Source organism: Ancylobacter tetraedralis (assembly GCF_014195655.1).
GTDB classification, from domain to species: Bacteria; Pseudomonadota; Alphaproteobacteria; order Rhizobiales; family Xanthobacteraceae; genus Ancylobacter; species Ancylobacter tetraedralis.
Genome location: NZ_JACICD010000007.1, coordinates 1 through 13,301, shown reverse-complemented (window position 1 = coordinate 13,301; position 13,301 = coordinate 1). Strand labels below are relative to the sequence as shown.

Genomic DNA, 13,301 nt, shown 5'->3' with positions numbered 1-13,301 from the left:
TTTTGCTGCAACGCGTAAGCAATAAAACAGAGACCTTACGGGCGCGTCGGGCGGGCTCGCAACAAGCCTTTGAGGTAGCCAGGCCCGATCAGCACACCGGTAAGCCCCACATAGACGGCCCCGCCCGCTGCAATGCACAAGGCCAGCAGGGCGATATCCTGTCCTCGCGTCAGACGGTAAGTCAGTATCGGCCCGTAAATGCCGGTTACATACAGCGTGACGGCAATGGCCAGCGCGATCATCGCGAGGCGCGGCAGCACACGCGCCAGCGCGGCATCGCCGCATTCATAGCCCCGCCGGTGCGCCAGGAATGCCAGCACGAGCACCGTGATCCAGCCGCCGGCCGAGGTCGCCAGCGCCAGCCCGACCTGTTGCAGATCGTGCATCAGCCAGATCTTGAGCGCGATATTGACCGCCGCCGCGCCAAGCGTCGCCATGACCGGGGTGCGCGTGTCGCCCCGTGCATAGAAGGGCGACATGAAGGCGCGCATCACGACGAAGGGCAACAGCCCGATACCATAGGCGGCCAGCGTCGCCCCGGCCGCGGTCGCCGCCTCGTCCGTGAACGCGCCGCGCAGGAACAGGCCGCGCATGATGATCTCGGGGATGACCAGTGCGGCGGCGAGGAAGGGCAGAACCAGCAGAATGGTCAGTTCGATGGCGCGGGCCTGCGCATGGCGGGCGCCATCGACATCGCCGGCGGCGATGCGCTTGGACATTTCCGGCAGCAGCACGATGCCCGCCGCGATGCCCACCACGCCGATCGGCAGCTGGTTGATCCGGTCGGCATAGAACAGCGCCGCGATCGCCCCCTGCGGCAGATAGGAGGCGATAATGGTATCGGCGAAGATGGCCAGCTGCGTGCCCGCCGAACCGATGATCGCCGGCCCCAGCGCAAGGAGGAAACGGCGCATTTCCGGATCGAGCCGCGGCCGGCCGAAGCGCAGGCCGAGCCCGTGCGTCTGCGCATCCCACACCAGCAGGCCGAGCTGGAGAAATCCCGAGATCAGCACGCCCCATGCCGCCGCATCCCCGGCGCTGGGAAACAGGCCGACCGCGCTCAGCGTCCCGACCATGGCGACATTCAGCAGAATGGACGCGGCCGCCGCCGCCCAGAAGCGGTCATTGGCATTGAGCACCCCGCCGACCAGCGTCACCACCGCGATCAGCCCGAGATAAGGGAAGGTGATGCGGGTGAAATCGACCGTGAGCGCGAAACGTTCGGGATCGTCCACCAATCCGGGCGCGAGGATGCGCACCACCCAGTCGGTCGCCACCAGCGCCAAAGCGAGGATCGCCAGTTGCACGAGGACGACGGCGGTGAGGATGCCATCGGCGAAGCGCCGCGCATTCGCCTCGCCCTCGACGGTCTTCACTCGCGCATAGGCGGGCACGAAGGCGGTATTGAACGCCCCCTCGGCGAAGATCGAGCGAAAATGGTTCGGCAGGCGGAACGCGATGTAGAACGCATCCGCCACCGGCCCGGCGCCGAGGATGGCCGCCATGACGATGTCGCGCACGAAGCCGGTCAGCCGCGAGAGCAGCGTCCAGCCACCGACGGAGAAGATGCTGCGAATCATGAAAGGCCCGGCCACGCTGTGAGGTGGCGGAACCTAACGGAGCCCACCCTCGCCCGCCAGCGGGTCTGGAAAGCTCACATCCTCGTAAATCTCGCCCATGGCCAGTTCGGCGCGGATGCCGGGAAGACCGACGACGCCCGCCAGCCCCTCCACCGCCGCCAGCTCCCACCCATCGCCGGGTGCCCGCCAGCACAGCAGCACGCTCGGCACATCCGGCTCGACCAGCAGGATATAGGCGAGCGCGGGCAGTGCCTTGTATTCTTCGAGCTTGCGACCAAGGTCGGTCTGCCGCGTCGAGGGCGAGAGCACCTCGACGACAAGACGCGGCGAACTCGCCTCATAGGCGGTGTCCAGCCGGACGCCGCAATCGACCAGAGCATCGGGTCACCGAATATTGCCCGACAGAGTGACGACAGCGATATCGGCCGTATTCGCGCGACAGGGCGACCCGCGCAGTTTTTGACGTAGGGCGGCCAACACGTTCAGCGTGATTGCGTCATGGCGCTGACTGGCGCCCTTCATCACCTTGAGCGGGAAACCGTCCACCAATTCATAGCGGACGCCTTCCTCTCCCGGCCAGCGATAGAACTCTTCCGGCGTCATGCGCTTCAGTACGGGCGGGGCCATCGACCGGCTCCTGGAGGGTTCCGGTTCATCGTACCAAAAATGCAGGGGGGAAGAGCTATTTCCCCAGCGCGCGCCGCACCGCCGCGATCACCCGGTCCTGGCTCGCCTCGTCGAGATAGGCGTGCATGGGCAGGCTGATCACCTCGCCCGACAGGCGTTCGGAAACCGGCAGACCGTTGCCGGCGGAGGGATAGTGCGCATAGGCCGGCTGGCGGTGCATCGGGATGCGGTAATAGACCGCCGTCGGCACGCCTTCCTTCTGCAGCGCCGCACCGAGAGCGTCGCGCACACCTTCCGGCAGGCGGATCGTGTACTGCGCCCAGATCGAGGTCGCGCGCGGATCCACCGACGGGACGATGGCAACATCGGCCAGCGCCTCGTTGTAGCGCGCGGCCACGCGCTGGCGAGCGATGATCTCGTCCTCGAAAATGCTGAGCTTCTCCAGCAGGATAGCGGCCTGGATCGTATCCAGTCGGCCGGTCATGCCGATGCGCACGTTCTCGTATTTGTCGACGCCCTGGCCATGCTCGCGCACACTCTTGAGCACCGGCACGAGGTCGTCGTCCTCGGTGAAAACCGCGCCGCCATCGCCGAAGCAGCCAAGCGGCTTGGCCGGGAAGAAGCTGGTGGCCGTCGCATCGCCGAAGGATCCGGTGCGCTTGCCGTTCCAGGTGGCGCCGAATCCCTGTGCGGTGTCGCACAGGATTTTCAGCCCGTGTTCCCGCGCGATCGCCTCGATGGCGTCGAGATCGGCCGGCTGGCCGAACAGGTCGACCGGGATCACCACTTTCGGGGTCAGGCCCTTTTCCTTCGCCACCGTGATCGCCGCCTCGAGGCTGCGCGGGTCCATGTTGAAGGTATCTTCAAGCACGTCGACGAAGACCGGCGTGGCACCGACCCAGGGCACCACCTCGGCGGTGGCGCAGAAGGTGAAGGAGGGGCAGAACACCGCATCCCCGGCCTTCACGCCCCAGGCCATGAGCAGCATGGCCAGCGCATCCGTGCCGCTGGAGCAGGAAATGGCATGCTTGGCGCCAGCGAAGGCGGCGAGCTTGGTCTCCAGCTCGGTCACTTCCGGGCCGTTCACGAAGCGGCAATGGTTCAGCACCCGCGTCACCGCCTCGTCGATGCGCGAGCCGAGCCGGGCGCGCTGAGAGGCGACATCGATGAAGGGAATCGGCGCGAGGGACACGGGGGCGCTCTCGGTCTTCACATGCGTGTTCATGTCGGTTCCTCGCTCAGCCGGCAGCGACCACGCGCAGCGGCGTGGGGTCGGCGACCGATTTCGCAGTCGGGAAGTTTTCCAGGCATCGAATGGCGGTGGCGATGGCGGCGACGCCATCCTCGCCGGACACCGCCGGCCCGCGCTCGCCACGCACCGCTTCCAGGAAGCGGGTCAGTTCCACGCGCAGTGGCTCGGCATAGGCGACGGGAAGATGGCGCATCGAATAGCTGCCATCGGGCTTGTAGTCGAAGCACTCCGTGACCTGCCGGGTCAAGAGGTCGCCGATGACATACTTGTTGCGCGTGGCCACATGCACGGTGCGCGCCTTGAACGGCGTCAGCCAGTTGGTGTTGATATGCGCCAGCACACCGTTGGCGGTGCGGAACTGCAGCAGCGCGATATCCTCGCGGTCCGCCACCGCCGCCTTCACCTGCGGCTGGATCTCGGCGATCTGCGATCCCGTGAAATGGCAGATCAGGTCGATGTCGTGCACGGCGAGGTCGATCACCACGCCGACATTCGACATGCGCGGGGGAAACGGCCCGACGCGGGTAATGCCGATGGAGAGGATTTCCTCGCCACGAATGGCGTTCTTGATCGCCTCGACCGCCGGGTTGAAGCGCTCCACATGGCCGACCATCAGGGCGACGCCCTGCCGCTCGGCGGCGTCGACAATGGCCCGCGCCTCCGCCACGGTTGGCGCGATCGGCTTTTCCACCAGCACATGCTTGCCCGCGGCGATGGCGGCAATCGCGACATCGTGGTGCAGATGGGTGGGCGCCGCCACGACCAGAGCATCCACGCCGAGGGCGAACAGCTCGTCCACATCCGCCACAGCCGGGCAGCCCAGCATCGCCGCGACCTTGCCGCGCTGGACCACATCGGGGTCGGCGATGCCGGCGAGCTGCGCGCCGGGAAGGTCGTTCAGCACACGCGCATGGTTGTAACCCATGACGCCGACACCGACGACGCCGATGCGAATGGGAGCGCTCGTCGCAGCCTCGCCTTGAGCCATGAATCGTTTCCTTGAGTGGGTAATTTACCGTGACCGGGGTCTAACACGCGGTCCGGAGGGAGGCGAGCGCGGGCGGCGCATTCACCGCCGACGTCGCTTCAATAAATGATTCAAGATGTTACGGCGAAACCGCTCATTCCGGCGCGGCGTCGGCCTGCTGGAGTGACTTCTGGTCGACGTAACTCCTGTAGACGTAGCCGCGCTTGCCCTCGACGATCACTTCGCACCAGCTGGTGCAGCCCACCAGTTCCACCTTCTGGCCCGCCGGCAGGTTCGAGATCACCGAAGCGTTTCGCTTCGGCGCGGTACGCATGGAGACGGACGAGCGCAGTGCCACCACGCCAACCGGATCGCCGCCAAAAGCGGATTGAGAGTCGGCCGCGTCGCCGGATACATCCGGCTCTTCGCCCGCGGCATCCGCCGGCGCGCCAGCCGCCGCCGCGACCGTCTCGGCCGGCTTCGCGGCAGGCTTGGCAGCGGCGTGCTTGACCGGGGCGGGAGGGGGAACGGGCGCGCGCTTGGGCGGCGCGGCGATCGTGGCGGCGTCCGCTGGCTCGCTCGCCGCGCCGGCAATGTTGGCCCCGCCGGGGGCGAAGGCGGTCACGCTGGCCGGTAATTCGGGAAGATCCGAGGAATTGAACACCGGCCGGGCATTGCGCAGCATCGGTTTCTGCACGGAGGCAAGAGCATCGGCGGCGCTCTCCGCATCGGTCTCGGGCTCATATTCCGGCTCGACATCCGGTGCGGCAGCCACCGCCGTCATAGCGGGCTCGGGTTTCGGCTCGGCCGGCGGCGACACCGGATCGAAAGCGGCGACCGCCGGGCTGATCAGGCTGGCCCCGCTGGAAGGGGCGACGCTGGCGATGGCGGCATTGCCGATCGCGTCGGCGGCGACTTTCGTCTCGTCTCGCCCAACCACCGATTGAAGCGCGACGGCACCGCCGCCGACGACCACCATGCATGCCACCAGCACACCCACGCGCTGCCAGGTGATAGCCTCGCTCGAATTGGCGCTGCGACGCCGACGGGCCGGTACGTCGCAATCGCTCCGGCGGGCGGCGCCGAAGCCGCGCCGACGCGGCTCCAACGCTTCGGACAGGGCAGCGGCGGGGGCGGCACGCGGGGCCGACGGGGCGGCACGGGGGGCCGGCGCTACCGGCGGATGGGCTTCCGCCGGCCGCGGCTCGGGCGCGCGCAATTCCTCGACGACGCGCGGGGCCGGCTCGGTGATTCGCGCGGCGGGCGCCACGACGGGCGCGGCCTCGGCGGCGGGGCGGGCCGGGAACATGTCTTTCACGTCGCCCAGCGCGGCAATCCGGCTGCGCAACTCCGAATAGGCCATCGGTGCGGGGCGCTCGCTCGGTGCGTAACGACGCGGCGGCTGGGCAGCCGGCCGGGCCGGAACGGGTTCAGCGGCCAGCGCGGGCGCGGGCTCTGCCGGAGCAGAATGTGCGGAGAGGGCTTGCGGTTCGCCGCTCTCCGGCGCGGGCGGCTCTGCGGCGGGCTCGGTGGAGCGGGAAACCTTCTCCTGCTCGAGAGAGTTCAAAATGGCCCGGAAATCGCTGACAAGCGATGACGAAAGACCCTGACCGCGCGGCTCCTGCGACGACATCGACATGGCGCTGATCACTCTACCGGCGTTTCGGAAAAAACGATTGGGCAGAAACGCATACGCTTCGCCTGGAAGGTCTCGGCCTCGGATCGGGCTGCCGACCGCTGACGCATCGCTGCGCCGAAGATCGCCCTCTCGGTCACGCGCGGATCAACACTTCGCATGCGTTACTTTCCGGTTCTGGGACGGGCCGCATCGGAACCCCTCACCAATACTCACCTTGCTGACTCGCACGCTCCGAACACCACACTAACGGCAGATCCGGGCTTGATGCAAGAAAGCCACAACACTGATTTTTCAAATTGGCCACCGATTGCGGCAACTATGGGCCCGATTGCACAACCTCCGCCTGGTATTTATCGGGTTACCTCCCGTTTAAGGTGTTATTCACACCGTCTGGGCGCGGGCGTTCTGCGGCGACGCCTCGAAAACCCGTTGATAGCGGGCGATTTCGTCGGCCGGTCCCATGGCCTTGGTCGGATTGTCAGAAAGTTTCACCGTCGGGCGTCCGTCGGCGGAAATCACCTTGCAGACGATGGAGATGGGATCGAGCCGGCCTTCCGGCGCGAAGCCGCGGAAATCATTGGTCAGCAGCGTTCCCCAGCCGAATCCCATGCGCATGCGGCCGTCGAAATGGCGATAGATTCGCTCGATGTCGCCAATGTCGAGTGCATCGGAAAAGATCGCCAGCTTGCGCGTCGGGTCCTGCCCGCGGGCCCGCCACCAGGCGATCGCCTCCTCGCCACCCTCGATCGGTTCCTTGCTGTCGATGCGGATTCCGGTCCATCCGGCGACCCAGTCGGGCGCGTGGGCGAGAAAATGCGAGGTGCCGAATGTGTCGGGCAGGATGACGCGCAGATTGCCCTCATAGTCCTTCTGCCAGTCGGACAGCACCTTGTAGGGTGATTCGGCCAGATCGGCGTCCGAATCGGCCAGCGCGCCATAGACCATCGGCAGCTCATGGGCATTGGTGCCGGTCGCCTCCACCTCGCGGCGCAGCGCGATGAGGCAGTTGGACGTGCCCATGAAGCGCTCGCCCAATCCCTCCATCATCGCCTGCACGCACCAGTCCTGCCACAGGAAGCCGTGGCGGCGGCGGGTGCCGAAATCGGCGACATTCACCTCGCCGAGCCTTTTCAGCCGCTCGACCTTCTCCCACACCCGCGTCATCGCCCGGGCATAGAGCACCTGCAGTTCGAACCGGCCCATGCTGCGCAGCACGGCACGCGAGCGCAGCTCGTTGATGATGGCGAGCGCCGGGATTTCCCACAGCGTGGTCTCGATCCACGGCCCCTCGAAGGTGAGCTCGTACTGCCCCTCACGCCGTTCCAGATGATAGGCGGGAAAGCGGAAGCGCTCGAACCAGGCGATGAAGTCCGGCGAGAACATCTGCCGCTTGCCGTAGAACATGTTGCCGCGCAGCCAGGTGGATTCCCCGCGCGTCAGCGTCAGCGAGCGCACATGGTCGAGCTGCTCGCGCAACTCGCCCTCGTCGACGAAATCGGCGATGCGCACGGTCTGCGTGCGGTTGATGATGCCGAATGTGACGCGGGTATTGAAGTGGCGCCGGTAAATGGTCTGCGCCATCAGCAGCTTGTAGAAATCCGTATCGAGCACCGAACGCACGATCGGGTCGATCTTCCACGTGTGATTATAGACGCGCGTCGCGATGTCGATCATGCACAGAAGGCCCCGTTGCCCGAGAACTCCTTCTAGAACCTTTTGCGCGCGGGCGAAATCACCCGGACGACAGGAAAATGCTCTCGTTTCAATGGATTGAGCATAATTCCAAACGACGCTCCGGCGCGGGGCGGCCGCCACGGCACACAGGAGCCCGGCGCACCCGATCTTCCGCTGGGGCAGGCCACCCGCCATTCATGTCGGCACCACGACAGCGTGCGTTTGCCCCTTGGAACCTCGGCGTCAGTGCTTAAGTGGCAGGGGGAAAGCCCGTATCGGGCTACGGAACAGATGCACAACGGACAGGAGCCGATCTTGGTTGCCACCCCCTCCCTCTTCGACACGTATCGCCTCGGCGACATCACGCTGTCGAGCCGCATCGTCATGGCCCCGCTCACCCGCAACCGCGCGGCAGCCGGGCTCGTCCCCTCCTCGCTCGCCGTCGAATATTACGGCCAGCGCGCCAGCGCCGGCCTCATCATCACCGAGGCGACGCAGATCTCCGCTACCGCCCAGGGCTATCAGGACACGCCCGGCGTTTTCACCGAAGCTCAGGTCGAGGGCTGGAAGCGCATCACCGACACGGTCCATGCCAAGGGCGGGCGCATCTTCGTGCAGCTCTGGCATGTCGGCCGCGTGTCGCACAGCTCGCTGCAGCCCGGCGGGGCCGCCCCGCTCGCCCCGTCCGCGATCCGCGCCGCGACGAAGACCTATGTGAATAATGGCTTCGCCGAGGTCGACGAACCCCGCGCCCTGACGCTGGAAGAGATTCCCGGCATCGTCGACGACTTCCGCACGGCCTCTGCCAACGCCATCCGCGCCGGTTTCGACGGCGTCGAGATCCACGGCGCGAATGGCTACCTCATCGACCAGTTCCTGCGCGATGGCGCCAACAAGCGCACCGATGCCTATGGCGGCTCGATCGAGAACCGCACGCGCTTCCTGAAAGAAGTGCTGACCGCCGTGGTCGGCGAAATCGGCGCGGCCCGCACCGGTATCCGGCTGTCGCCGGTCGCCCCGGCGAACGGCCTGTCGGACAGCGACCCGCAGCCGCTGTTCAACCACGTGCTGGATGTGGTGGAGAGCCTCCACCCGGTCTATGTGCACATGATCGAGGGCGCCACCGGCGGCCCGCGCGACATTGCGCCGGACTTCGACTTCGAGGCTCTGCGCAAACGCTTCAGCGGAACCTGGATGGTGAATAACGGCTACGACAAGGCGCTCGCGGAGGAAGTGATCGCCGCCGGCAAGGCCGACCTCGTGGCCTTCGGCAAGCCCTTCATCTCCTCGCCGGATGCGGTGGAGCGCCTGCGCCGTGGCGTCGCCTTCAACGAACTGGACCGCGACCACCTCTATGGCGGCGGCGCCAAGGGCTATGTCGATTACCCCACCCTTGAGACGACCGACGCCTGACGCACGCCCCGACATGGAAAGGGCCGCCCTTTAGAGGCGGCCCTTTTTAACGCAGCTCTTGACGACGGATCACGCCGCCAGCGGTTCGTGATGCGCGCGCACCGAGACGTCGACCGTCATCCCGAGATAATCGCCGACCAGGCCGGTGAAGCCGCCGGCCACCGGCACAGCCTGGCTGGGATCGCGCGTCACCGCGACGCGGATCAGATTATCGGCCGCGATGGTGCCATTGGTGGGATCGAACTCGATCCAGCCCGCGCCCGGCAGGTAGATGTCGGCCCAGGCATGGGTGGCCCCCGCGCCGACGACCGAGGGCGCATCGCTGTCGAGCGCCGGATCGTAGAGATAGCCGGTGACGAAGCGCGCGCCGAAGCCGAGCGCGCGCGCCGCCTCGATCAGCAGCAGCGCGAAATCGCGGCAGGAGCCGCTGCCCAGCCGCAGGGTCTCCAGCGGGGTCTGGGTGCCCTGCTCGTGGCGCAGCTGATAGGCGAACCCCTTGAAGATCCCGGTGTTCATGTCGCTCAGCAGCGCCATCGTATCGGTCGGGCGTGCGGCGACGAAGCTGTTCGCCCACTCGGCAAGGTCGTTGCCGGGGTCGGGATAGTGGCAATCGAGCATGCGGCCGAGATCGATGCGATCATCGGGCGAATAGACGAAGGGATATTCCTTCGCGTTTTGCTCGATTTCGAAGGCAAGCCCGCCGAGCCCGAAGCGCTCCAGCGTCAGCACGCTTTCCACTTTCAGCTGGTTCGACGGCTCAAGAAAATCGACCACGGCGACGGAATTGCCGAACACATCGTGCAACCAGTGCACATTGCCATGCGGCCACAATGACAGTTCCGCGCCGACAAGGCGCAGGTCATGGCTGTCACGCGGGCGCAGCATCAGGCGATGGCGCTGGAAATCGACTGGGTTGGCGTAATTATACTGCGTGACGTGACGCACCACGAGGGTCTGCATGCGCGTTTTCCTAGGTCTAGTCAGGCGAAAGCCCGCCATCGGGGCGGGCTGACGTCGTGGATGGTTGAGTCGATCAGCGCGTCATCAGGCGGCCGACGGCATAGCCGGCCAGCGCGGCGGCAAGGATCATCTTGAAGGAATAGCGCCGCTGCGTGCCCACCGCCATCGTACCGGCGGCGGAATGCGAGCGCTGCGACATCTGGATCAGACTGCGGACGGCGTTCACGCGCCCCTTGCTGGCCGCTTGGCTCGCCGCTTGCGCCGGCCCCGGCTCCGAATGTGGGACATGAGCGGGGTGTTCGGGCGTCTCGCCCGATGCCGTGCCCAGACCGTTGGGAATGCCTTCTTCGTCTGCCATGATCGCGCTCCATGAACCCGGATATCCGGTGTTAAACGCACCAGTGCAGGATTGGTTCGCGGCGGCGGGCTCAGATGCGGCCGGAAAGGAAGGCCAGCATCTCCACCGGGCCGCTGGCGTTGAACAGCGTCACACGCCGCCCCCCGCACATGTCGCAGCGCAGCCGCGGCGGCGGCTCGGCCGTATCGGCGGCAGGCAACAGCTTCGCGTCGCCCTGTCCTAATGCCGAGCGACGGCCGCAGCGGTGGCAATGGGCGCAGATCAGCGAAAGAGAATGGTTGATGGTGCGATCCTCCTGGGGCGGGCGGGTTTTCCGGAGCGTCGTCCGCCGCCGCCCGTCTGCCTATATGGGAACGATGGTCCCCGGATGCACGTGAAGGCAGTGCGCGTGTCCCGACGGCCACGATGCGGGCGCGCCCGCCTTCCTCGCGCTATGGAAGGCCCGGCGCTACGGAAGGCCCGTTCGCTGCACCAGCGCGACAAGGCTTGTATATTCGCAAGCACGTTCGTTCGGGGAGTGAATTATGGGACGCAATGCCATCCCACCGAAAATCCACCAGATCCGGAGAACCGAATGATGGTGGGCGCACTAGGGCTCGAACCTAGGACCCGCTGATTAAGAGTCAGCTGCTCTACCAACTGAGCTATGCGCCCTCGCGGGCCGTGGCCTCGCGAACGAGTGGTCATGTAGCAAAGGGATTCTGGCCTGTCCATAGGGACCGGCCAGGCGATCCATCTTTCCCCAACGTGCCTGTGGATACCTATTCCTTGAAGGCCTCCTCGCGCTTCTTGCGGACCGACGGCAACAGCACAACGACAAGAGCCAGAATGGCGAGGGCCAGCATGGTGGCGGAGATCGGCCGGGTGAAGAACACGGTCGGGTCGCCACGGGAGATCAGCATGGCGCGGCGCAGATATTCCTCCAGCATCGGCCCGATGATGAAGCCGAGCAGCAGCGGCGCGGGTTCGCAGTCGAGCTTCACCAGCACGTAGCCCACGAGGCCGAACACGGCCATGGTGAACACGTCGATCGAGTTGTTGTTCACGCTGTAGACGCCGATGCAGCAGAAGCCGACGATCAGCGGAAACAGGATGTGGTAGGGCACGGTGAGCAGGCGCACCCATATGCCGATCATCGGCAGGTTGAGCACCACCAGCATCAGATTGCCCAGCCACATCGACACGACGATGCCCCAGAACAGGCTCGGCTGCTCGTTCACCACATTGGGGCCCGGCACGATGCCCTGGATGATCAGCGCGCCGATCATCAGCGCCATGACCGGGTTGGACGGGATGCCCAGCGTCAGCATCGGGATGAACGAGGTCTGCGCGCCGGCATTGTTGGCCGATTCCGGCGCCGCCACGCCTTCGATGGCGCCCCGGCCGAACTGCTCGGGATGGCGCGAGATCTTCTTCTCGATCGAATAGGCGGCGAAGGAGGAGAGAATCGCCCCGCCACCGGGCAGGATGCCGAGGAAGGAGCCGAGGAAGGTGCCGCGCAGGATCGGCCCGATGATTCGCTTGATATCGTCCTTCGACAGCAGCAGGCCCTTCACCTTCTGCACCATCACGGTGCGGGTATGCTCGTCCTCCAGATTGCGCACGATCTCGCCGATGCCGAACACGCCCATGGCGAGCGCCACGAACTCGATGCCGTCGGCCAGTTCGAGCATGTCGAAGGTAAAACGCGGCGCTCCGGTATAGACATCCTGGCCGGAGAGGCCGAGCAGGATGCCGAGCACCACCATCGCCAGCGCCTTGACCACCGAGCCGGAAGCCAGCGCGACCGAGGCGACGAGGCCGAGCACCATCAGCGCGAAATATTCCGGCGGACCGAATTTCAAGGCGAGGTCGGCCAGCGGCGGCACGAACACCGCCAGCAGGAATGTCGCCACCGAGCCGGCGACGAACGAGCCGATCGCCGCCGTGGCCAGCGCCGCGCCCGCGCGGCCCTGACGCGCCATCTGGTAGCCGTCGATGGCGGTGACGACCGAGGAACTCTCGCCCGGCAGGTTGATGAGGATCGCCGTGGTCGAGCCGCCATACTGCGCGCCGTAATAGATGCCCGCCAGCATGATGAGCGCCGCCACCGGCGGCAGGCCGAAGGTGATCGGCAGCAGCATGGCGATGGTCGGCACCGGCCCGAGGCCGGGCAGCACGCCGATCAGCGTGCCCAGCAGCACGCCGAGGAAGCAGTAGAAAATGTTCTGGAAGGTGAAGGCGACGGAGAAGCCAAGGGCGAGATTATCGAAGATTTCCAAGATACCCGCTCCCGATTCAATAGCCGCCGAGCCAGGGCCCGAGCAGGGGCAGCGGCAGGCCGAGCCCCTTGATGAACACCGCCCACGAGAACGCGACCATGATCAGCGCCGAGGCGAGGCCGGTGAGGAGGTTGAACTTGCGGCTCGCCAGCGCGGAGAGGAAAACCGCCAGCCCCATGGACGGGCCGAGCCCCAGCGGGCGGATGCCGAGCCCGAAAATGACCACCGCCAGCGTCACGAGCGCCAGCGAGCGCCACGGCCAGCCGGCAAAATTGATCGCGTGGCTTTCCCCGGCGGGCACCGCCAGCCCGCTTATGAGCACGATGAGGCCGAGCAGCGCCAGCAGGCCGGCCAGGATCATCGGAAAATAGCCTGGCCCCATGCGGATCGCCCGGCCCATTGGCAGGTCCATCGCCTGCCAGGCGAAGAATGCGGCCAGCCCGATCAGCAGGAGGCCGCTGGCGACATCCTTTCGGATTCTTCACGAAACGCGTCATGCGCGGACTTTCCCCGAGATCGTCACGAATGAAGCCCACCCGGCGACGCGCGCGTCGCCGGGTGGGTGGCCCG

11 protein-coding genes, 1 tRNA gene and 1 pseudogene are annotated in these 13,301 nt (G+C 66.3%); 1 reads left to right on the top strand and 12 read right to left on the bottom strand.

All coding sequences use genetic code 11. The features are described 5' to 3' along the window. Positions 1–35 precede the first annotated feature (35 nt). From murJ to FHS55_RS17005, 6 genes and pseudogenes are all read right to left on the bottom strand, one after another. On the bottom strand, positions 36–1,580 hold the full coding sequence (gene murJ, locus FHS55_RS17035; protein ID WP_183190991.1) for a murein biosynthesis integral membrane protein MurJ: 1,545 nt from the start codon (positions 1,578–1,580) through the stop codon (positions 36–38). A 33-nt stretch (positions 1,581–1,613) separates the two neighbouring features. Then, positions 1,614–2,183 (bottom strand): annotated as a pseudogene (locus FHS55_RS23545) (Uma2 family endonuclease). A 79-nt stretch (positions 2,184–2,262) separates the two neighbouring features. After that, positions 2,263–3,432 (bottom strand): DegT/DnrJ/EryC1/StrS family aminotransferase, encoded by a 1,170-nt coding sequence (locus FHS55_RS17020; protein ID WP_183190988.1) that lies wholly within the window; start codon positions 3,430–3,432, stop codon positions 2,263–2,265. Between the two features lie 13 nt (positions 3,433–3,445). Beyond that, positions 3,446–4,447: a Gfo/Idh/MocA family protein gene (locus FHS55_RS17015; RefSeq protein WP_183190987.1), complete on the bottom strand. Its 1,002-nt coding sequence runs from the start codon at positions 4,445–4,447 to the stop codon at positions 3,446–3,448. Between the two features lie 133 nt (positions 4,448–4,580). Further along, positions 4,581–6,077 (bottom strand): SH3 domain-containing protein, encoded by a 1,497-nt coding sequence (locus FHS55_RS23845; RefSeq protein WP_183190986.1) that lies wholly within the window; start codon positions 6,075–6,077, stop codon positions 4,581–4,583. Between the two features lie 369 nt (positions 6,078–6,446). After that, positions 6,447–7,739 carry a nicotinate phosphoribosyltransferase gene (locus FHS55_RS17005; RefSeq protein WP_183190985.1) on the bottom strand — a complete coding sequence of 431 codons (1,293 nt, stop codon included), beginning with the start codon at positions 7,737–7,739 and terminating at the stop codon, positions 6,447–6,449. 315 nt (positions 7,740–8,054) lie between these two features. Here FHS55_RS17005 and FHS55_RS17000 point away from each other — a divergent pair, with 315 nt between their 5' ends. Further along, positions 8,055–9,152: an alkene reductase gene (locus tag FHS55_RS17000; RefSeq protein WP_246340227.1), complete on the top strand. Its 1,098-nt coding sequence runs from the start codon at positions 8,055–8,057 to the stop codon at positions 9,150–9,152. Between the two features lie 69 nt (positions 9,153–9,221). Here FHS55_RS17000 and FHS55_RS16995 read toward each other — a convergent pair whose 3' ends face one another. From FHS55_RS16995 to FHS55_RS16970, 6 genes are all read right to left on the bottom strand, one after another. Then, positions 9,222–10,112: a transglutaminase family protein gene (locus FHS55_RS16995; protein WP_183190983.1), complete on the bottom strand. Its 891-nt coding sequence runs from the start codon at positions 10,110–10,112 to the stop codon at positions 9,222–9,224. A gap of 73 nt (positions 10,113–10,185) precedes the next feature. After that, positions 10,186–10,470 (bottom strand): hypothetical protein, encoded by a 285-nt coding sequence (locus FHS55_RS16990; RefSeq protein ID WP_183190982.1) that lies wholly within the window; start codon positions 10,468–10,470, stop codon positions 10,186–10,188. Between the two features lie 70 nt (positions 10,471–10,540). Next, positions 10,541–10,669 carry a hypothetical protein gene (locus tag FHS55_RS23755; protein WP_281379715.1) on the bottom strand — a complete coding sequence of 43 codons (129 nt, stop codon included), beginning with the start codon at positions 10,667–10,669 and terminating at the stop codon, positions 10,541–10,543. Between the two features lie 379 nt (positions 10,670–11,048). Continuing rightward, positions 11,049–11,124, bottom strand: a tRNA-Lys gene (locus FHS55_RS16980). 107 nt (positions 11,125–11,231) lie between these two features. After that, positions 11,232–12,731: a tripartite tricarboxylate transporter permease gene (locus tag FHS55_RS16975; RefSeq protein WP_183190981.1), complete on the bottom strand. Its 1,500-nt coding sequence runs from the start codon at positions 12,729–12,731 to the stop codon at positions 11,232–11,234. Between the two features lie 16 nt (positions 12,732–12,747). Beyond that, entirely contained in the window at positions 12,748–13,170 is a 423-nt protein-coding gene (locus FHS55_RS16970; RefSeq protein ID WP_343056260.1) for a tripartite tricarboxylate transporter TctB family protein, read from the bottom strand. Positions 13,171–13,301 lie beyond the last annotated feature (131 nt).